The sequence below is a fragment of the Mesorhizobium sp. WSM4850 genome (assembly GCF_055811735.1).
In genome coordinates, this window is record NZ_JBVVPV010000033.1 from 58,086 (window position 1) to 75,959 (window position 17,874).

18 protein-coding genes are annotated in these 17,874 nt (G+C 63.5%); 9 read left to right on the forward strand and 9 right to left on the reverse strand.

Going from position 1 to position 17,874, the window contains the following annotated elements; genetic code table 11:
- Positions 1-5 precede the first annotated feature (5 nt).
- Together AC0L2Z_RS25185 and AC0L2Z_RS25190 are read right to left on the reverse strand one after the other, a co-directional pair.
- Complete coding sequence (locus AC0L2Z_RS25185) at positions 6-1,718, reverse strand: HAD family hydrolase (protein ID WP_473629600.1); 1,713 nt, start codon at positions 1,716-1,718, stop codon at positions 6-8.
- An 88-nt stretch (positions 1,719-1,806) separates the two neighbouring features.
- Positions 1,807-2,772, reverse strand: coding sequence for an SDR family oxidoreductase (locus tag AC0L2Z_RS25190; RefSeq protein WP_287345163.1), 966 nt, complete (start codon positions 2,770-2,772; stop codon positions 1,807-1,809).
- 34 nt (positions 2,773-2,806) lie between these two features.
- Here AC0L2Z_RS25190 and AC0L2Z_RS25195 point away from each other — a divergent pair, with 34 nt between their 5' ends.
- Together AC0L2Z_RS25195 and AC0L2Z_RS25200 are read left to right on the forward strand one after the other, a co-directional pair.
- Entirely contained in the window at positions 2,807-3,061 is a 255-nt protein-coding gene (locus tag AC0L2Z_RS25195; protein WP_287228756.1) for a hypothetical protein, read from the forward strand.
- On the forward strand, positions 3,054-4,586 hold the full coding sequence (locus AC0L2Z_RS25200; RefSeq protein WP_473629601.1) for an FAD-dependent oxidoreductase: 1,533 nt from the start codon (positions 3,054-3,056) through the stop codon (positions 4,584-4,586). Before AC0L2Z_RS25195 ends, AC0L2Z_RS25200 begins: the two co-directional genes overlap by 8 nt.
- A gap of 39 nt (positions 4,587-4,625) precedes the next feature.
- On the opposite strand, the gene AC0L2Z_RS25205 is transcribed toward AC0L2Z_RS25200, so the two are convergent.
- From AC0L2Z_RS25205 to AC0L2Z_RS25220, 4 genes are all read right to left on the reverse strand, one after another.
- The gene (locus AC0L2Z_RS25205; RefSeq protein WP_473629602.1) at positions 4,626-5,396 is read right to left on the reverse strand and encodes a TIGR01458 family HAD-type hydrolase; all 771 of its coding nucleotides are present in this window, start codon (positions 5,394-5,396) and stop codon (positions 4,626-4,628) included.
- 97 nt (positions 5,397-5,493) lie between these two features.
- Positions 5,494-6,447, reverse strand: coding sequence for a dihydrodipicolinate synthase family protein (locus AC0L2Z_RS25210; RefSeq protein WP_473629603.1), 954 nt, complete (start codon positions 6,445-6,447; stop codon positions 5,494-5,496).
- Positions 6,437-7,432 (reverse strand): Gfo/Idh/MocA family protein, encoded by a 996-nt coding sequence (locus AC0L2Z_RS25215; RefSeq protein WP_023801361.1) that lies wholly within the window; start codon positions 7,430-7,432, stop codon positions 6,437-6,439. The genes AC0L2Z_RS25210 and AC0L2Z_RS25215 overlap by 11 nt, the downstream gene beginning before the upstream one ends.
- Positions 7,429-8,400 (reverse strand): Gfo/Idh/MocA family protein, encoded by a 972-nt coding sequence (locus AC0L2Z_RS25220; RefSeq protein WP_473629604.1) that lies wholly within the window; start codon positions 8,398-8,400, stop codon positions 7,429-7,431. The genes AC0L2Z_RS25215 and AC0L2Z_RS25220 overlap by 4 nt, the downstream gene beginning before the upstream one ends.
- 111 nt (positions 8,401-8,511) lie before the next feature.
- Between AC0L2Z_RS25220 and AC0L2Z_RS25225 the strand changes: the two genes are divergently transcribed.
- The 7 genes from AC0L2Z_RS25225 to AC0L2Z_RS25255 all read left to right on the forward strand — a co-directional run bounded on the left by AC0L2Z_RS25225 (position 8,512) and on the right by AC0L2Z_RS25255 (position 15,750).
- On the forward strand, positions 8,512-9,261 hold the full coding sequence (locus tag AC0L2Z_RS25225) for a FadR/GntR family transcriptional regulator (RefSeq protein ID WP_023801363.1): 750 nt from the start codon (positions 8,512-8,514) through the stop codon (positions 9,259-9,261).
- A 40-nt stretch (positions 9,262-9,301) separates the two neighbouring features.
- Positions 9,302-10,888 (forward strand): ABC transporter substrate-binding protein, encoded by a 1,587-nt coding sequence (locus AC0L2Z_RS25230; protein WP_473629605.1) that lies wholly within the window; start codon positions 9,302-9,304, stop codon positions 10,886-10,888.
- Positions 10,889-10,970: 82 nt separating this feature from the next.
- A complete protein-coding gene (locus tag AC0L2Z_RS25235) occupies positions 10,971-11,930 on the forward strand; it encodes an ABC transporter permease (RefSeq protein WP_027154064.1) in 960 nt (319 codons plus the stop codon).
- Complete coding sequence (locus tag AC0L2Z_RS25240; RefSeq protein WP_128247498.1) at positions 11,930-12,832, forward strand: ABC transporter permease; 903 nt, start codon at positions 11,930-11,932, stop codon at positions 12,830-12,832. Before AC0L2Z_RS25235 ends, AC0L2Z_RS25240 begins: the two co-directional genes overlap by 1 nt.
- 19 nt (positions 12,833-12,851) lie before the next feature.
- On the forward strand, positions 12,852-13,769 hold the full coding sequence (locus AC0L2Z_RS25245; protein WP_031255749.1) for a dihydrodipicolinate synthase family protein: 918 nt from the start codon (positions 12,852-12,854) through the stop codon (positions 13,767-13,769).
- A gap of 2 nt (positions 13,770-13,771) precedes the next feature.
- A complete protein-coding gene (locus AC0L2Z_RS25250; protein ID WP_023801368.1) occupies positions 13,772-14,779 on the forward strand; it encodes an ABC transporter ATP-binding protein in 1,008 nt (335 codons plus the stop codon).
- Between the two features lie 2 nt (positions 14,780-14,781).
- Positions 14,782-15,750, forward strand: coding sequence for an ABC transporter ATP-binding protein (locus AC0L2Z_RS25255; RefSeq protein ID WP_473629606.1), 969 nt, complete (start codon positions 14,782-14,784; stop codon positions 15,748-15,750).
- Positions 15,751-15,866: 116 nt separating this feature from the next.
- On the opposite strand, the gene AC0L2Z_RS25260 is transcribed toward AC0L2Z_RS25255, so the two are convergent.
- The 3 genes from AC0L2Z_RS25260 to AC0L2Z_RS25270 all read right to left on the reverse strand — a co-directional run.
- Complete coding sequence (locus tag AC0L2Z_RS25260; protein ID WP_128172630.1) at positions 15,867-16,631, reverse strand: hydroxymethylpyrimidine/phosphomethylpyrimidine kinase; 765 nt, start codon at positions 16,629-16,631, stop codon at positions 15,867-15,869.
- Positions 16,622-17,227 carry a thiamine phosphate synthase gene (locus AC0L2Z_RS25265; RefSeq protein WP_023801371.1) on the reverse strand — a complete coding sequence of 202 codons (606 nt, stop codon included), beginning with the start codon at positions 17,225-17,227 and terminating at the stop codon, positions 16,622-16,624. Before AC0L2Z_RS25265 ends, AC0L2Z_RS25260 begins: the two co-directional genes overlap by 10 nt.
- The coding region (locus AC0L2Z_RS25270; RefSeq protein ID WP_473629607.1) for a thiazole synthase at positions 17,224-17,874 on the reverse strand (651 nt) is incomplete at its 5' end. The genes AC0L2Z_RS25265 and AC0L2Z_RS25270, both read right to left, overlap by 4 nt.

The following is a 17,874-nucleotide window of genomic DNA, read 5'->3' on the forward strand; positions in this document are numbered from 1 at the left end:
CCTCTCTATTCCTCCGGGGCGGTGGCAGGAGCCGTATAACGGCGACGCACCGCATCCAGAACGTGCTTGCGGCTTTCCTGCGCCGAGAGCATTTCGTCCTTTTCCGCCTCGGCGGTCTCGCGCGCCAGATCCTTGTCCCTGATCTGTCGGCGAAACCATTCGGAATAGTCGCCGGCGCGCAGGTGATGCTCCCAGGTTCTGTCGTCGATGCCCTCGGCAATCTGAGCGAAGATCATCAGGTTGTGGGCCCGGAGGTTCATCGCGTTGTCGGGACCTCTGAAATAGAAGCTGCCGGCCTCGTCGAGTTGACCTTCTGCATATTTGCGGCTGTGACGCTTGAGCGACTGGCGCGGCTCGATCGCTTTGACCATGGCAATTTTCTTGCGGGCTTGCGGCCGCCAGAACAGCACACGCTCGCCTTTTGGCGAGGGAATATCCTTTGGCGGCTTGGTGTCCGTCTCCTGACAAAAGGCCTTGATGACATTCTTGGCCTTGGGACCGAGCGCAATGACGGCAGTGACCAGACGCAGGGCGTCGGTCGAGATCGCTTCCGGATGAACGGTGATCAGGACAGTGCCCGGCAATTCCAACGACAGGATGGCGCGCGTGTCGTCGCGCCTCTTGGGCAGAAGATGATGCGCCTCGTCGATGACCAGCCAATGCGGCCTCGCCGTACGGTAGCGGAAATTGCCAAGACCGGGGAGCAGGTCGGCAAAGAAGCCTGGTCGCTCGTTGACCCGCAACGCCAGCCCGTTGACGACCACATTGGTGTCGGGCTTTTCGATCAGGTCGAGCACTTGTGCCTTTGTCGGTTCGCTTGAGGCATCGCCTACCCGGACGGCGCCTTCGAGGCCATCATAGTCGCCTTCCGGATCGAAAACGCAGAATTGAAATCCGTTCTCGACGAAGCGTTCCGTCAGCGCGGTGGCCAAGGTGGATTTGCCGATGCCGGAGCTTCCGGCGATCAGAACCGTGTCGGTCGGCGTCAGATAGACTTCGTCGCCGCCGACCGAACCGAGAAGGATGCCGTCACGGCCTTTTCGGACAAATTCCCGATCACGCTTTACCAGCTTTTCGATCAGTTCCTCGACGCCCTTTCCACGTGCGCCGCGCGTTACAAGATCCGCTGTATCCTTGACCGCCGCAAGGGCGTTCTCGACAGCGACGCTGCAGCCGCAGGCCCGCAGGAACGCATGATCGTTTTCAGCATCGCCAATACCGACCACATTGTGTGGCGACAGCTTGAGGTCCTCAAGTGCGGCTGCCAGCCCGGCTGCCTTGTTGATGCCGGTGGGCAGCACCATCACCGCGCCCTTGTTGAAGATGATTTCCAGCTCCAGCCCGAGTTCCTTGATGACCTCAAGAACTGTTGCCTGGTGTGGTTCCCAGGTCGCGACGATCGACCGTCCGACTGAAAGCGGCTTGACGCCGCGTTTCTTCAAACTGGCGACAAATTTCGGCGCCGGCGCCGGTGAGATCGCACGTTCTTCCTCGCTGGCAGGCGTGTAGATCAACGCCCCATTTTCGGCGACGACCTTGTCGAACACGCCGAGTTCGGGAAAAACCCGCTTGAGGTCGGTCAGTTCGCGGCCAGTGACGAGGATGAGCTTGCGGCCACTTTTCTTGAACCGTTCGAGGGCTGCAAGCGTCTTTTCGACTACGATCCCATCGTGCGCCAGCGTGCCGTCATAGTCCGTCGCCAAGGCAATGAAATACATCTGTCGACCATTTCATATCTGAGATCGCCGCTACCTCCGCCACAGGCGAGAGGTCCACGATGATCGAGGCAGTGCGGGCGACACGTTCTCAGTAGCCGCCGATGATCGGCAATATCTCGCCGGTGATGTAGCTTGAACAATGCGGCGAGGCGAGGAACACATAGGCCGGCGCGATTTCCTCCGGTTGCGCCGGCCGTTTCATCGGCGTGTCTGCGCCAAATTTCGAGACGTCGCCGGCTTGCTTGTCCGACGGGTTGAGCGGGGTCCACACCGGGCCTGGCGCCACGCAGTTGACCCGAATTCCCTTTTCGATGAGGTTGCCGGACAGCGCGCGCGTGAAGGCATGAATGCCGCCCTTGGTCATCGAATAGTCGACCAGCTGCTTCGAGCCCTCGATGCCGGTTATGGAGCCGCTGTTGATGATCGCCGAACCAGGCTTCATATGCGGAACGGCCTCCTGCGCCATGTGGAAATAGCCGTAGAGGTTGGTCTTCAGCGTCGTGTCGAAATGCTCCTCGGTCAGCTCACTGAAGTCGCTGGAATGGACCTGGAAAGCGGCGTTGTTGACCAGCACGTCGATCCGGCCAAATTCCTTCACCACCTTAGTCACAGCCTTGTGGCAGTGGTCGCGTTCGCTGACGTCGGCCTTGACCAGCGTGCAGCGCCGGCCCTCGGCTTCGACGGCCCTCTTCGTTTCTTCAGCATCCTTGTCCTCGCACAGATAGACGATTGCCACATCGGCGCCTTCGCGCGCATAGAGCACGGCCACGGCTCGGCCGATGCCGGAATCGCCGCCGGTGATCACGGCCACTTTGCCGTCCAGCTTTTTTGATCCGATATAGAATGGCGCGTCGTAAAGCGGCGCCGGCTCTATCGCCCATTCATGCCCTGGCTTCGGCTGGTGCTGCTCGGGAAAGGGCGGCTCGGGATATTTGCGTGCTCCGGCCTGCATGGCGCCTTGTTGCTTGCCGTTGCCCTTCGTTTTGTCCTTGGCGTCGATGCCGCGCTGGATGTGGCGTTGCTTGGCGGCCTCGCCGGCGATTTCCGATTTCATCTGCTGTCTCCTTGGCTTGGAGAACGAACAACGCATGTCCGGCGAAAAAGTTTACGCGACGGCGTCATTCCTTCGGCAACGAATCCAAACGCCAGGAAATCGACGGCGTGTACTGCGCAACTGGCAACGAATGACGCGGCCGGACGTTTGGGCACAAGCGGTGTCCGAAAACCTGAAGGCGCGCTGGCCAAGCAGAAGGTATTCCGAGGCTGGTGACCTGACGATTTCCCGCTTCTCGGCCGTACAGGCGATCTTCTGGATCGCGCCAAGGGAAGAGGAAAATGGCTGAAGATCATGCCAAACCAACCGGGCCGGATCTGGTCGAGGGTATCGCGTTATCCGACCTTGCCGACGGCGGAAAGCTCCTCGGCCATTGCGGCGATGAGCCGGTGCTGCTTGTGCGCCGCGGGGCCGAGATCTTCGCCATCGGCGCGACATGCACACATTATGGCGGGCCGCTCGTCGACGGTCTTGTGGCGGAAGACACCGTCCGGTGTCCCTGGCATCACGCGTGTTTTGATTTGCGTACAGGCGAGGCCTTGCGCGCCCCTGCTTTCAGTCCACTCGCGTGCTGGTCGGTGGAACAACGCGATGATCGGATAGTCGTGGGCGAGAAACGCAAGCGGACGGTGTCCAAGCCGCGCCCTGGCGGCTCCAGCCAGGCTCCCGAAAAAATCGTCATTGTCGGTGGCGGCGCCGCCGGTTTCGCGGCGGCAGAAACACTGCGGCGCGAACATTATCAAGGCAGCATTGTCATGCTCAGCAACGACGAAGCGCCGCCGGTTGATCGGCCCAATCTTTCCAAGGACTACCTCGCCGGCAAAGCACCGGAGGATTGGATTCCGCTGCGCCGAGAAAGCTTCTATTCGAAGAACGGCATCGACCTGCGCCTCAATGCGGATGTCGCCAGCATCGATACGCGTTCTGGCGAGGTTGTGCTCGCGGACGGGGCCCGGACTGCCTACGACAGGCTACTCCTGGCGACCGGAGCCGAACCGGTTCGCCTGACCATACAAGGCGCCGACCAGCCACATGTTCACACGCTGCGCTCGTTCGCAGACTGCAAGGCGATCATCGAGCGAGCCACGACTGCGCGCCGCGCCGTCGTGCTTGGCGCCAGTTTCATTGGCCTGGAGGTTGCCGCGGCGCTGCGGTCGCGCTCGATCGAAGTTCATGTCGTGGCGCCGGAAAAACGGCCCATGGAACGGATCATGGGTCCGCAAATGGCCGACTTCATCCGCGCCCTGCATGAGGAGAATGGTGTCGTATTCCATCTCGAGGACACTGCGAGCAGCATCGACGCCAGCGAGGTGAAACTCAACGGTGGCGATATTTTGGCGGCGGATCTCGTCGTCGCCGGCATCGGCGTGCGACCGCGGACAGGGCTTGCCGAAACGGCGGGGCTCACCCTTGACCGCGGTGTCGTCGTAAACGCCTTTTTGGAGACGAGCGCACCAGGCATCTTCGCGGCCGGCGACATTGCGCGGTGGCCGGATCCTCACAGTGGCGCGAACATTCGGGTCGAGCATTGGGTGGTTGCCGAGCGGCAGGGGCAAACCGCGGCCCTCAACATGCTCGGCCATCGCCAGAAGTTCCTCGCCGTGCCGTTCTTCTGGAGCCAGCACTACGATGTTCCCATCAACTATGTCGGCCATGCCGTGCAATGGGACGAGATCGCGATCGATGGCGACATCGTTGCCAGGGATTGCCTGCTCCGCTTCAAGCGCGAAGGGCGCACGCTGGCTGTCGCTTCGATCTTCCGCGACATCGAAAGTCTGGGGGCCGAGGTGGAAATGGAGCGCCAGACGACCTAGCCCGGATATCTCGAGCGAAGCGCACGCTGTGCGGCCAGTTCAGTCCCGGCGCGCAAGGATCCAGTCGGTCGCCGCCGCGAGATCGGCGACGGTTGCGGTCGGGCGCGGATCAAACCGTTTCTCGTCGCCGTGCCGGTATTTGCCGGTCCTCACCAGCAATGCGCCCGACAGTCCGGCGCTTAGCGCGCCAGCTATGTCGGCCTCGGCGTCGTCGCCGACCATGATCGCCTGGTCCGGCGGACAGTCCATGCTTGCCAGCGCCGACAGAAAGAATTCCGACGACGGCTTGCCGAGAACGGTTGCGCGTTTCAGCGAGGCAAATTCCAATGCCGCGACGAATGGCCCGGCATCGAGGCTGAGCTCGCCGTCGGCATCCCGAAACGTCCGGTTGGTGGCAAGGGCCAGCAATTCGGCCCCGGCGCTCAGCTCGCGGAACGCGTCATTCAACGCCGCATAGGTGAAGGCGTCTCCGGCATCGCCGACGATGACGGCGCGCTTGTCGCGATCCGGCAGTTCGCAAAAGTCCGGCGCAAGGCCGGGGTGAATCAGCAAATATGGCGCTCGGCCATTGCGAAGCAGCCAATCGCGTGCAGCGTGCGCCGGGGTGAAAACATCTGCCCCGGTAACGGTGAGTCCCATCGCCTGCAGACGTTCGAGAACGCTCTGTTTCGACGAGCGCGTGGTATTGCTTATGAAGCGTATGGCCAAGCCGGCCTGGCGCAAACGCGTGACGGCGTCGATCCCGCCTGGTATGGCGGTGTCGCCATCATAGATGACGCCTGCGAGGTCCAGCAATACACCTCTTGTCATCGGTCCAGCATGACCACGAGTCTGTCAGGCGTCAAATCCGGAACAGGCCATGGTTGTTCCCCTTGGATCAGGGGGCAGGCACATGCGATAGCCGAGGTCACTGCCACCATTCGGGAAAGGTCATGCGTGCGGCCTCGGCCAGCGTCGCGATCGCCTCGTCGGGGACCGAGCTGTAAGGCCAGAGCAGTCGCGGGCCAAGCGGCGCCCAGCCGCCGGCCGCCGCCATCGCTTTGTCGAGCGCCGCATCGCTGACGTCATAGCGAGCGCGAAAGGGCAGTACGTGGGTGGCGAGAAAGGCCTGGATGCGCGTCTCGACCTCGGCAGCGGCCGCCACGTCGGTGCGGATCGTCTGCCACCACATTACCGCGCCCTTGGGGCTAAGACAGGCGACGTTGGAGTAGCTGCCATGCGCTCCCTGGGCAAATCCCGTCGCCAGCGTGTGGCCGGGCACGAAGACCGAAAATCCCGGCAGTTCGCGGCGCATGTCGGCGTACCAACCGGCGTCGCCGCCCGGCAATTTGGCGCCGACCAGCGACGGCACCGCTGCACGCAGCCTGGCGATGCCTTCGAGCGTCAGGCGGCGCTTGGCATGCGGTGGATTGTAGAGCACCAGCGGCATGTCGGGCGCGGTCTCGCACAGGCCGCCGACGAAGCGCATGACCTCGCCGTCGCTGGGCGGCCACCAGTCGGGCAAGGTGAATTGCACCGCGGCCGGACGAAGCGCCGACACCCGCATCAGCCGCTCGCGTGCGACGCGCGGATTGGACTGGCTGATGCCGATCTGGAAGGGCAGGCGCGCGCGGCCGGCAATCGCGGCCACCAGGGCGCAAAGCCGGTCGAACTCGGGCTCGGTCTGGCAGTGGAATTCGCAGGCCGTGCCGTTGGAATAGATGCCGTCGACGCCTGATGCGCAGAGCCGGGCGATCGTTTCCTCCGTCGCTTCCCAGTCGATTGCCCCGCGATCGTCGATGGCCAGCATCACCGCGCCCCAGACGCCGCGCGGCGCGTCTGCGGGCAAGTGGCTCGGGTGATCGTCGAGCTCAGGGCGCATCGGCGATCTCGTGCTCGCGGCGCGTTTCGTTCGACGCAAAGGCGGCCTCGATAATGGCGATGATCTTGCGGCCATAGGCGCCGTCGACCGGCACCGGCTTGTCGTCGGCAATGGCATCGCGCATCGCGCTCCATTCGCGCACCAGCGCGGCATGCATCCAGTTCGGCTCGAACGAGCCGGGCAGGTCGGTCCAGGCCGTGTCGCGGCCAAGCATCGTGCCGCGGTCCATGTCGATGCGCAGCGTTGCCTGCTCGCAGACCAGGTCCATGACGTAGCCGGCCGCGCCATTGCGATAGCCGACGCTCTGCACCTGGCCGAGCCCGCCGCCGGCGAAGCGCAGTCCGAGCAGGGCGGTGTCGTCGGCTTCCTGATCATGGGACATGGCGCCAAGCATAGCGCTCACCGACACGACGTCGTCATCCATGAGCCAGACGAGGCGGTCGAGCGCATGGATGCCGGCCGTCAACAGCATGCCGCCGCCGGTGGCCTTGCGCAGATGCCAGTCGCGGCGATTGTGCTCCATCCACAGCTTGATGATCCAGCTCGAGCCGACGAGCGGCCGGCCGAGCGTTCCTTGCTCAAGCATTTGCCTGGCCGCCATGCAAGGCAGCGCGAAATGCATGAGATGGGCGACCATCAGCTTGACGCCAGCGGCGGCCACGGCGGCGTTGATCGCATCGCAGGCCGCCGCCGTCGGCGCCATCGGTTTTTCGAGCATGATATGCTTGCCGGCGTTCGCCGCGCCGATCGCCATTTCGGCATGGAGATGGTGAGGACTGGCGATGAGGACTGCCTCGACTTCCTTGTCGTCCAGCAGCTTGCGCCAGTCGGTGTAGCCGCGACCACCATGTTCGCTGGTGAAGGCGGCCAGGGCATCGTTGTTCCCGCGGCACGATGCGACGAGATGCAGGCCCTGTAACTGCTTGATTGCCCTTGCATGGGCGGCGCCGAAATCGCCCGCTCCGATAATACCTATTCCAATCATCGTCCTGCCTTTTCATACGCGGCGTCGATCAGCGACATCGCCGCAACATAGTCATCGATCGGAGTCGCCGGCGGCGCTTTTCGAGCCAGCCGGTCGAGCGTGTCGCTCGTGCACAGGTGGTAGCGCGTCGCCGGCAATTCGATCGGCAATTCGATGATAGCGCCATCGTCGAGCGTCGCACAGAAGGCGCGCTCGCCATAGTCGATGAGGGTCGCATTCTCACTGACGATACGCCATTCGAAATCGCCGCCGGGGCGCATCGAAGCAAAAGTGTATCCGGCCTCGACGACGAACAACGCTCCGGCAGCGTCTTGCAGCACAAGCAGCGCATGGTCCTCGACCGGGGCGCGGTGAATGCGGTTCTCGATCGAAACGGTTTTTAGCCTGAGCGCGCCGGTTGCCAGGCCGAGCGCGGCATTGACGCCGTGTATGCCGAGGTTCCTCAGCGCGCCGCCGCCGCCGATCGCCGGATCCGCCACCCAGGCGACGCCGTCGGCCGCATAGCGCTGCGGCGGGCCATTGACCAGCCGGAACTGGCAACGCGCAATCGCACCGGCGCGGCCTTGGCTGCGCAGCCGTTCAAAGGCAGTGGCGGCCGGCCCAAAGCGGTTGGGCAGGGGAACGCTGACAAAGGCCTGGTGCTGCCTCGCCAACTCGCTGAGCGCGGCCAACGCTGCGGTGCTGCTGGCCGCCGGCTTTTCCAGGATCAGCGGTATGCCGGCTTCGATCACGGCACGGGCCCGCGCCGGCACCGTCGAAGGGTGTCCCATCAGCAGGATCGCGTCCGGCGGGCCGGAGAGGATTTTCGCAAAATCGGCGATGAACGGCAAATGATGGCGCGTCGCGAAGGCGCGCGCATGCTGCGCGTCCTCCGCCCAAATGCCGGCAATCTCGGCGCCGCAAAAACATGCAGCGTCGAGATGCATTTCGGCGTGCCAATGGCTTGAGCCGGCCAGGACGATCTTCATTCAGCGTGTAATCCTCTTGCTTGCAGGATATCCTACAAGTCGCTATGCTACAAGCATCGACCGCTACGCGACGCGCCATCGGCCGCAATTGCAGCGGCGCTGGGAGAAAAAATGCCGGAACCCAAGTTGAGCTCGGAACCCAAGTTGAACCCGGACCAAAAATCGATCGAACCGCTGGCCCGACCGCCGCTGCTTCACGTCAGCGTGCAGGAGAGCCTGAGGAAATATATCCAGAGCAACCAGCTCAAGGCGGGCGACCCCTTGCCTCCGGAGACCTTCCTGGCGCAGCGACTCGGCGTTGGCCGCAACTCGGTGCGCGAAGCGATCAAGGCACTGGAGTCGATCGGCATTCTGGAGACGCGTCGCGGCATTGGCGTGTTCGTCAAGGAATTCTCGTTCAAGCCGTTGCTGGATAATCTGGCATACGGCCTGCAGGATTCGCTACGCGACGTCGAGGAACTGCGCGAGATCCGCCGTGTCCTTGAAACCGGCCTGATCGCAAAAACCATCGAGATGATCAGCGCCGAAGACATCGCCGCGCTGCGCCAGCTGACCGAAAGCATGCGGCGGCGCGCCGAGCGCCAGGAGAGCTTTGCCGAAGAGGACCAGCAATTCCACCAGTTGCTGTTCCGCTGCCAGAACAATCACATGTTGAGCGCGCTGATCGACATCTTCTGGGTGGCGTTCAACAAGGCCTCGAATTTCACCAGCCTCGACAATCCGACGCCGCTGGCGACCTGGCGCGACCATCACGAGATCGTCGAGGCGGTCGCCGCCAAGGACGTCGACCGGGCGCGCGAGCGCCTCGACGACCACTACAGGGGTATTCAGCAAGTGATCGCCAAAAACCGGATTACCTGACCCAACGCCGAACTACCTGACAATGCCAAGGGAGGAAACCATGCGCATCAGAACTATAGCTCGTCATCTGGCCATTACCGGGCTGCTGCTCGGCGGCATTAGCCTTGCCACCAGCGTCCAGGCACAGGGCGCCAAGACCATCACCGGAGGCTTCGATGTCGGCCCCGGCGGCTTCCCCAAGAACTTCAATCCGCTGGCTGCGACCGGCGGCTTTACCTGGCTCAGCACCTATTTTGAACCGCTGGTCATCTACAACGCCGAACTGACCGAACTCGAAGGCGATCTGGCCAAAGACCACAAGGTCAGCGACGACAAGCTGACCTACACGTTCAACCTTGCCCAGGAGAGCTGGCACGACGGCAAGCCGTTCACGTCCAAGGACGTCAAGTTCACGCTTGAGCTCGCCAGGAACAAGGCGTCCGGCAGCCTGTTTGCCGCGCGCCTCGGCGACATCGCGTCGGTCGACGCGCCGGACGATCGCACCGTGGTCGTCAAATTGTCGAAGCCCAACGGCTCCTTCCTGTCGATTCTCTCGCAGGTGATGATCCTGCCGGAGCATGCCCTGGCCGCGATGCCGCCGGAAACGCTGGCCACGAGCACATGGTGGTCCACGACGCCGGTCGGCACCGGCCCCTTCAAGTTCAAGCGCTATGTCAGCGATCAATATGTCGAACTGGCCGCGGATGACGACTATCGCGGCGGCAAGCCGAAGGTCGACGTGCTCATCAACAGGTATTTCGAGAGCCCGGCGGCGGCCGTTGCGGCGCTGCGCGCCGGCGAAATCCAGTTCACCTATGTCGAGCCCGACGACGCGGTAACCTTCAAGAGCGACAGCAATTTCAAGGTGATCGAGGGCGCCTCCTATGTGGTCAACTACATCGGCCTCAGCCAGAAGGTCGAGTTGTTTAAGGATGTTCGCGTGCGCCAGGCGATCATGTACGCGATCGATCGCAATGCCATCATCGAGAGCCTCTATGGCGGCGCGGCCAAACCGGCCAATTGCGGCTACGTCGCGCCGCACCTGCTTCCTGAAGGTCTCGAAGCCTATGCCTATGATCCGGCCAAGGCCAAGGCTCTGCTTGCCGAGGCGGGGTGGGACAAGATCAACGGCGACAAGCCGATCACCTTGCTGACCTATTACGGCTCGCCGCAAGCCGCCAACGTGATGGCTGCCATCCAGTCGATGCTGGCCGAGGTCGGGATCAATGTGGTGCCGCGCGTCGTCGATACGCCGACTTATAACGGCATCGTCTACGAGGAAGGCACGCCGGACTGGAACGCGTTTGCGATGGTCTATGCCGGCCTGCAGAACGGTCCCAATCCGGCCGGCATCAGCCCGGGTCTCAACAAGTCCCAGATTCCGCCGGCAGGCTTCAACACCATGCGCATCGAGTTCGATGATCTCAGCGCCGCATTGGACGCTGCGCTCGCCCAGACCGATCCGGCCAAGATCGACCAATCCTGGCAGCAAGTCTGCAAGGTGATGAACAAGGATCTGCCCTGGGCGACATTATGGGTGGCCAACCGCTATGGCGTAGCCTCCAACAAGCTGCGTGACTTTGTCTGGACGCCGGCGCCGGGCGGCGGTCCTTATGCGGCTCACCCGGAACGCTGGGACATCCAGTAGAACGGCTGGCGGGCCATTCCGACCCACCAATGATACGGGCCGGCACGATGCCGGCTCCGCTCACCATCGCCACGGACAGCCAATGCTGAGTTTCATTGCCCGCCGCAGCGCTACAGGACTGTTGATGCTGGTCGCCCTGAGCGTCCTCATCTTCATCCTGCTGCGGCTGGCGCCCGGCGATCCGATCGATGCCTATATCAATCCGTCCAGCCCGATGTCGGCTTCCGACCTCGAAGTCCTGCGCGACCGGCTTGGGCTCGACCAGCCGCTTCCCGTGCAATACCTCGCCTGGCTTCGCGCTGCGCTCGGCGGCGACTTCGGCTATTCGATCCAGCGCAGCGGCGTTGGCGTGCTGCCGCTGGTCATGGAGCGCATCGGCCCGACCGCGCTGTTGATGGGCACCGGCCTGGCCATCGCCATCGTGCTCGGCATTTCCGCCGGCATCTTCAGCGCCGTCCGCCGTAACACGCTGCCCGACATCGCGCTGTCGGTGGTTTCCTTCGTCGGCATCTCCAGCCCGGCGTTTCTGACGGCACTTCTGGGATTGTACTTTTTCTCGGTGCTGCTGCGCTGGGCGCCATCAGGCGGCATGCAGACCGCCGGCGCCCCTTTTTCCGTAGCGGACGTGCTCGCGCACCTGGTCCTGCCCGCCTGCCTGCTGTCCATCGGACACGCCGCGCTGATCATGCGCTACATGCGCGCGTCGCTGCTGGAAGTACTCAACCAGGACTATGTGCGGACCGCACGTGCCAAGGGCGTGCGCGAATTCTGGGTGATCATCAAGCATGCAACCCGCAATGCGCTTTTACCGGTCATCACCCTGATCGGGTCGACGGTCGGCATAGCGATCGGCGGCGCCATCTTCCTCGAAAGCGTGTTCAACTGGCCGGGCATGGGCCTGCTGCTGGTCAACGCCGTCGGCACAAGGGACTACCCGGTGATCATGGGCGCCACTCTGGTAATCGGCATCTGCGTCATTCTGGTCAATCTCCTGACCGATATCGTCTATGCCGTCGTCGACCCGCGCATCCAGGTGTCGTGATGACGATCACCGCACCAGCTCCGACAATCGACCCGACAGCCGGGCCGCAAACCAAGGGACCGCTTCGCCGCGCGCTCGGCCGGTTCTTTGAAAATCGTGCGGCGCGCGCCGGTCTGCTTATCGTCGTCCCCATTCTGCTGGCGGTCTCGACCTATTCCCTGTGGTGGCCGTTCAGCCCCAACGCCATCGATCTCAGGGCGATCAACAAGGGGCCGTCCGCCATTCATTGGCTCGGCAGCGACGGCGTCGGCCGCGACGTCATGGCCCGGCTGCTGCAGGGCGGACGGATCTCGCTGCTGGTCGCCGTCTGCTCGGTCGCCATCTCGATCGTCATCGGCTTCCTGGTCGGCGCTGTCGCCAGCTTCGGCGGGCGCCTTGTCGACGGCACGGTGATGCGCTTCGTCGACCTCGCAATGACGCTGCCGCCGGTGATCTTCCTGCTCGTGCTCGCTTCGATCGCCGGCACCGGCATCGCGCCGACCATCCTGGTGATCTCACTGCTCTCCTGGCCGGTGCTGTCGCGCATGGTGCGCGCCCGGCTGCTCGAGCTGCGCGAGCGCGACTTCGTCGTCGCCGCCCGTGGCATGGGGGCAGGGCTGCCGCATCTCCTGTTCCGCCACGGCCTGCCGAACTGCATCGACATTCTGGTCGTCTACGCCACGCTGCAGATCGCCAATGCCATTCTGCTCGAAGCCGGCCTTTCCTTCCTCGGCCTCGGCATCGCACCGCCCGAAGCCAGTTGGGGCAACATGCTCAATCTCGCCCGCTCCACCGTGGTGCTCGAGCAATACCCTTGGCAATGGATGTTTCCCGGCGCCGTACTCGTGCTCACCGTGCTGGCCATCAACTTCATCGGCGATGGCCTGCGCGATGCATTCGACCCTCGTTCCGATCTCAACTGACCTGAAGGTTTTTGAAAAAATGCCCCTGTTCACCGGTGTCGTGCCACCCGTCGTCACCCCACTCCATTCCGATCTCAGTGTCGATTTTGCGTCGTTCACGCGGACCATCGAAAACCTGCTCGACGGCGGCGTTCACGGCCTGTTCGTGCTCGGCTCGACCAGCGAGGTGGTCTTCCATGACGAGGCCGGCCGCCGGGCCATCATCGAGCACGCGGTCAAGGTCAACAATGGCCGCGTTCCGATCTTCGCCGGGGTCATCGACCCGACAACCGATCGCGTCATCAACCACGCCCTGATCGCCAGATCGGCCGGCGCTGACGCCGTCGTGGTCACCGCGCCGTTCTATGCCCGCACCAGCCAGCCCGAGATCGGCGATCACTTCCGCTACATCAAGGACGCAGTCGACATCCCGATCATCGCCTACGACATCCCGGTCTGCGTCCATGTCAAGCTGGAGCGCCAGACCACCGTCGGCCTTGCCAGCGAGGGCGTTATCGCCGGCATCAAGGATTCCAGCGGTGACGACGGCAATCTGCGTTATGTGCTCAAGGACATGGCCAACGACCCGAATTTTTTCGGCATGACCGGGTCCGAGATCCTGGTCGACAGCGTGCTTGCCATGGGCGCGCATGGGGTCGTGCCGGGCCTCGCCAATGTCGACCCGCACGGCTACGTCAGGCTGTGGAACCTGATGCAGGCGGGTCAGCACGCCGAGGCCCGCCTGGAGCAGGAGCGGCTGTTGAAGCTGTTCGAGATCGTCTGGATCTCGCTCGGCAGGACGAGCGCCGGCTCGGCCGGGGTCGGTGCCTTCAAGACCGCGATGAGGAGCCTCGGCATCATCGCCTCCAACACCATGGCGCGGCCGCAACGCAGCCTGAACGACGAGGAAGGCGCAAAGGTCGACATCATCCTTCGCGACGTCGGCTTGCTGCGCTGACCGTGGACGCTCCGATCCTCTCGATTTCCGGTCTGCGAGCGGTGTTCCGTATCGCCGGACGCGACATCGCCGCCGTGCAGGACGTCGACCTGGTGATAGGTTCGGGCGAGACGGTTGCGCTGGTCGGCGAGTCGGGATCGGGCAAGTCGGTCACCAGCCTGTCGATCATCGGCCTGCTGCCGAAGAAGGTCGGACGCATTGCCGAGGGCTCGATCGCGCTGCGGCGCAGGGACGGCACGGTCACCGAACTGACCGGCCTCGATCCCGAGTCGCTGCGCAAGGTGCGCGGCAACGACATCGGCATGGTGTTCCAGGAGCCGATGACCAGCCTCAACCCGGTCTACAGCATCGGCGAACAGATCGCCGAGCCGATCCGCATCCATCTCGGCAGATCGCACCGTGATGCGGCCACTGATGCCATGCGGCTGCTGGCTCAGGTCGGAATTCCCGACCCTGATCGGCGGGCGCGGCAATACCCGCATGAGCTGTCGGGAGGGATGCGCCAGCGCGCCACCATCGCCATGGCCTTGTCGTGCGATCCGACCTTGTTGATCGCCGACGAGCCGACCACCGCCCTCGACGTCACTATCCAGGCCCAGATTCTCGACCTGCTGGCCGCGTTGCAGGCGCAACGCGGCATGGGCATTCTGTTCGTCACGCACAATCTCGGCGTCGTTGCCAAGATCGCCGACCGGGTCGCGGTGATGTATGCCGGGCGCATCGTGGAATCGGGTCCGGTGAGCGAGGTGTTCAACCGTCCGCGTCATCCCTACACCGCCGGGCTGATGCGTTCGGTGCCGCGGCTTGGCCAAGCCACCACGCTCAAGGCAGCAGGAACGCCGCTGCCGACCATCGCCGGCAATGTTCCATCGCTTGCCTTGCTGCCCAAGGGCTGCTCTTTCGCGCCGCGTTGCGCCCTGGCTGTCGATGCCTGCCGCACTGCTGTACCGCCATTGTTCGCGGCGACGTCGACCCAGCAAAGCCGCTGTTTGCGCTGGGAGGATCTCTGACAGTGGACGCTCCCTTCCTTTCAGTCAGGAACCTGACCAAGCATTTTGCGCCGACGGCGTTCTCGCGCGGTCCTGTCGTCAGGGCGCTGGACGATATTTCCTTCGACATCGCGCGCGGCCAGGTGGTCGGCCTCGTCGGCGAATCCGGGTCTGGCAAGACCACGATCGGCCGCTCGGTGCTGCGTCTCATCGAGCCGACGTCCGGCGAAATAAGGTTTGACGGCGTCGATATCACCAAGCTGAGCGCCGGGCCTCTGGCTCGCCAGCGCCGCAAGATGCAGTATATTTTCCAGGATCCGTTCGCCAGCCTGTCGCCGCGCATGACCATCGGTCAGATCCTGACCGAAGGCCTCGATATTCAGGGCATCGGCAGCAGGCGCGAGCGGCGGGCGAAGGCTGAGAAGGCGCTTGCTGCTGTTGAGTTGCCAGTCGATGCCGATGATCGCTACGCCCACGAATTTTCGGGCGGGCAGCGCCAGCGCATCGGTATCGCCCGGGCGCTTACGCTCGAACCCGAATTCATCGTCGCCGACGAGCCGGTCTCTGCCCTCGATGTCTCCATTCAGGCGCAGATCATCAATCTTTTGCGCGACCTGCAGGTCCGGCTCGGCCTGACCATGCTGTTCATTTCGCATGACCTGGCCGTCGTCGAATATATCTGCGACACGGTGATCGTTCTCTACCTCGGCCGCATCATGGAAGTCGCGCCTGCTGCCGCGCTCTATGCCCGGCCGCAGCATCCCTATACGCGCGCGCTGCTCTCGGCCATTCCGTCGCTCGACCCGCTGGCCAGGCAAGGCCGGCAGGTGCTGAAGGGCGACATTCCAAGCCCGGCAAATCCGCCGACCGGGTGTGTTTTCCGAACCCGCTGCCCGGTTGCCCTCGACGCTTGCGCCGGCATCGTCCCGCCATTACGGGCAACAACGTCCGATGGCCATTTGAAGGCCTGCATTCGCGACGACATCGCTTGAGACAAGACCCGACAAGGCGATTTACTTCGCGTGCTGTCTGAGAGACTCTCCGAAGGAAGGCGAAGAACCGGCCGCCAGCTTGCTGCCCAGAAAAGCCCCCGCCAAGCTCAACCGCCTCAATCCCGAGAGATCGATTTCCGAAGCTTCTCGAAAACCAACAGCTTGCTTTTGCGCACGCCGTCTTCAAGCAGGCTTCCGTTTGCCAGGTGCGCGGCGATGGCGCTGGCCAGCGCGCAACCCGTCCCGCGCATCGATCCGCCAAGACGCGGCGCATCGAAGCGGATGGGCTCTTGATCGGCGCGCAGCAGGATGTCCGTCGATCGACACCCCGCGGCGTGGCCGCCCTTGATCAGCAGGGCCTGCAATCCGGCGGTGAGCAATTTCTGACCTTGTTGCAATGCGCCGTCCTCGTCGATGGCCAGGTCTGAGCCGGCAAGGACAGCCAGTTCGATGAGGTTGGGTGTGACGAGACGGCAAAGCGGGATGAGTTCATGCTTCAGGACGCCGATAGCGCCTGTGTCCAGAAGCGGCCAACCCGAAGAAGAGACCAGCACCGGGTCGATGACTGCCGGTATCTGTGGGTTTTGGCGCAGCACATCCGCGACGGCGACGATGGTTTGCTCCGTCGCGAGCATGCCGATTTTGATCGCCCCGACCGCATTGGCTTGCAGCGCGGCACGCATCTGATCGGCCACCAGACCGGGTTGCAAATTGTGGATTTGCGTGACGGCTTCATGCGTCTGCACCGTCACGGTGGTAATGGCAAGGCAGGTGCGCAAGTCGAGGGCGGAGATCGTCTCAATGTCGCGGACTATGCCGGCGCCGCCGCTGGAGTCCGAGCCGCCGACGACAAGCACATGCGGTTCGCGCCTCAACGCCATCGCCCCGTCTTTTCGACCCACTCGCGCGTTCGCGCTTCCGGATCGGCATCCAATGTGATGTCAGTCACTACCGCGGCGCTGTCCGCACCGGCACCGAAGACGCCCTCGATCCGGTCGGGATTGAGGCCGCCAATCGCGACCAGAGGTGTCGGCGCGATCCGGCGCTTCCATTCGCCAAGCCGTTTGAGCCCCTGCGGCGCCCATTTCATCTGTTTCAGGATGGTCGAGTAGACAGGGCCGAGCGCGATATAGTCCGGTCTGGCGGCAAGGGCTGTTTCGAGTTCGAGATGGTCGTGCGTGCTGAGGCCGAGACGGAGACCCGCAGCCCTTATCCGGGTAAGGTCCGCCGCTTGCAGATCTTCCTGTCCGAGATGAATGAAATCGCAGTCCTCCTCGATCGCCAGCCGCCAGAAGTCATTGATGATGAGCTGGCATTTGTATCGGGCGCACAAGGCCTTCGCCTTGCGGATCTCGGCGCGCAACGCAGCCTCGGCGAGGTTCTTGACGCGAAGCTGCACCAGCCTGACGCCGAGCGGCGCCAGCCTTTCAATCCAGGCGGCGCTATCGACGATCAGATAAAAAGGATCGAGTCTCATTGAAAGACTGCCCGGCCAATTGTCGGCGTCGATGGGACGGCGAGGTCGCGCGGCTCGAGTAGGCCGGAGCGATAGGCCTCACGGCCGGCATCGACCGCCTTGCCGAACGCGCGCGCCATGCCGATCGGATCGGCGGCCTTGGCCACCGCCGTGTTGAGGAGCACCGCGTCGAAGCCGAGTTCCATCACGAGAGCCGCGTGAGATGGGCGGCCGAGGCCCGCATCCACGATCAGCGGGACATCCGGGAAATGGCCGCGCATCGAGCGGAGCGCGGTGATATTTACCGGTCCAAGCGCAGAACCGATCGGCGCGCACCAGGGCATGAGCACTCTGCATCCGGCTTCCAGCAATCGCTCGGCGACGACGAGATCGTCCGTCGTGTAAGGAAATACAGCAAAGCCGTCGTCGCACAAGATTCGCGCGGCCTCGACCAAGCCGAAGACGTCAGGCTGCAGCGTGTCATGATTGCCGATCACCTCGAGCTTGATCCAGTTCGTGCCGAAGACCTCGCGCGCCATATTTGCGGTCGTGACGGCTTCCTTGACGGAGTGACAACCGGCGGTGTTGGGCAGGACATGCAGCCGCAGCGATTGGATAAGCGACCAGAATTTCTCGCCACCCTTGCCGCCGGCCATTTCGCGGCGCAA

Excerpts from the sequence above, each read along its gene's own strand:
- AC0L2Z_RS25185 (WP_473629600.1), bottom strand. The coding sequence starts at position 1,718 with ATGTATTTCATTGCCTTGGCGACGGACTATGACGGCACGCTGGCGCAC.
- AC0L2Z_RS25260 (WP_128172630.1), bottom strand. The coding sequence starts at position 16,631 with ATGGCGTTGAGGCGCGAACCGCATGTGCTTGTCGTCGGCGGCTCGGAC.
- AC0L2Z_RS25210 (WP_473629603.1), bottom strand. The coding sequence starts at position 6,447 with ATGCGCCCTGAGCTCGACGATCACCCGAGCCACTTGCCCGCAGACGCG.
- AC0L2Z_RS25230 (WP_473629605.1), top strand. The coding sequence starts at position 9,302 with ATGCGCATCAGAACTATAGCTCGTCATCTGGCCATTACCGGGCTGCTG.
- AC0L2Z_RS25245 (WP_031255749.1), top strand. The coding sequence starts at position 12,852 with ATGCCCCTGTTCACCGGTGTCGTGCCACCCGTCGTCACCCCACTCCAT.
- AC0L2Z_RS25265 (WP_023801371.1), bottom strand. The coding sequence starts at position 17,227 with ATGAGACTCGATCCTTTTTATCTGATCGTCGATAGCGCCGCCTGGATT.
- AC0L2Z_RS25220 (WP_473629604.1), bottom strand. The coding sequence starts at position 8,400 with ATGAAGATCGTCCTGGCCGGCTCAAGCCATTGGCACGCCGAAATGCAT.
- AC0L2Z_RS25190 (WP_287345163.1), bottom strand. The coding sequence starts at position 2,772 with ATGAAATCGGAAATCGCCGGCGAGGCCGCCAAGCAACGCCACATCCAG.
- AC0L2Z_RS25205 (WP_473629602.1), bottom strand. The coding sequence starts at position 5,396 with ATGACAAGAGGTGTATTGCTGGACCTCGCAGGCGTCATCTATGATGGC.
- AC0L2Z_RS25235 (WP_027154064.1), top strand. The coding sequence starts at position 10,971 with ATGCTGAGTTTCATTGCCCGCCGCAGCGCTACAGGACTGTTGATGCTG.
- AC0L2Z_RS25195 (WP_287228756.1), top strand. The coding sequence starts at position 2,807 with ATGTCCGGCGAAAAAGTTTACGCGACGGCGTCATTCCTTCGGCAACGA.
- AC0L2Z_RS25240 (WP_128247498.1), top strand. The coding sequence starts at position 11,930 with ATGACGATCACCGCACCAGCTCCGACAATCGACCCGACAGCCGGGCCG.
- AC0L2Z_RS25215 (WP_023801361.1), bottom strand. The coding sequence starts at position 7,432 with ATGATTGGAATAGGTATTATCGGAGCGGGCGATTTCGGCGCCGCCCAT.
- AC0L2Z_RS25225 (WP_023801363.1), top strand. The coding sequence starts at position 8,512 with ATGCCGGAACCCAAGTTGAGCTCGGAACCCAAGTTGAACCCGGACCAA.
- AC0L2Z_RS25200 (WP_473629601.1), top strand. The coding sequence starts at position 3,054 with ATGGCTGAAGATCATGCCAAACCAACCGGGCCGGATCTGGTCGAGGGT.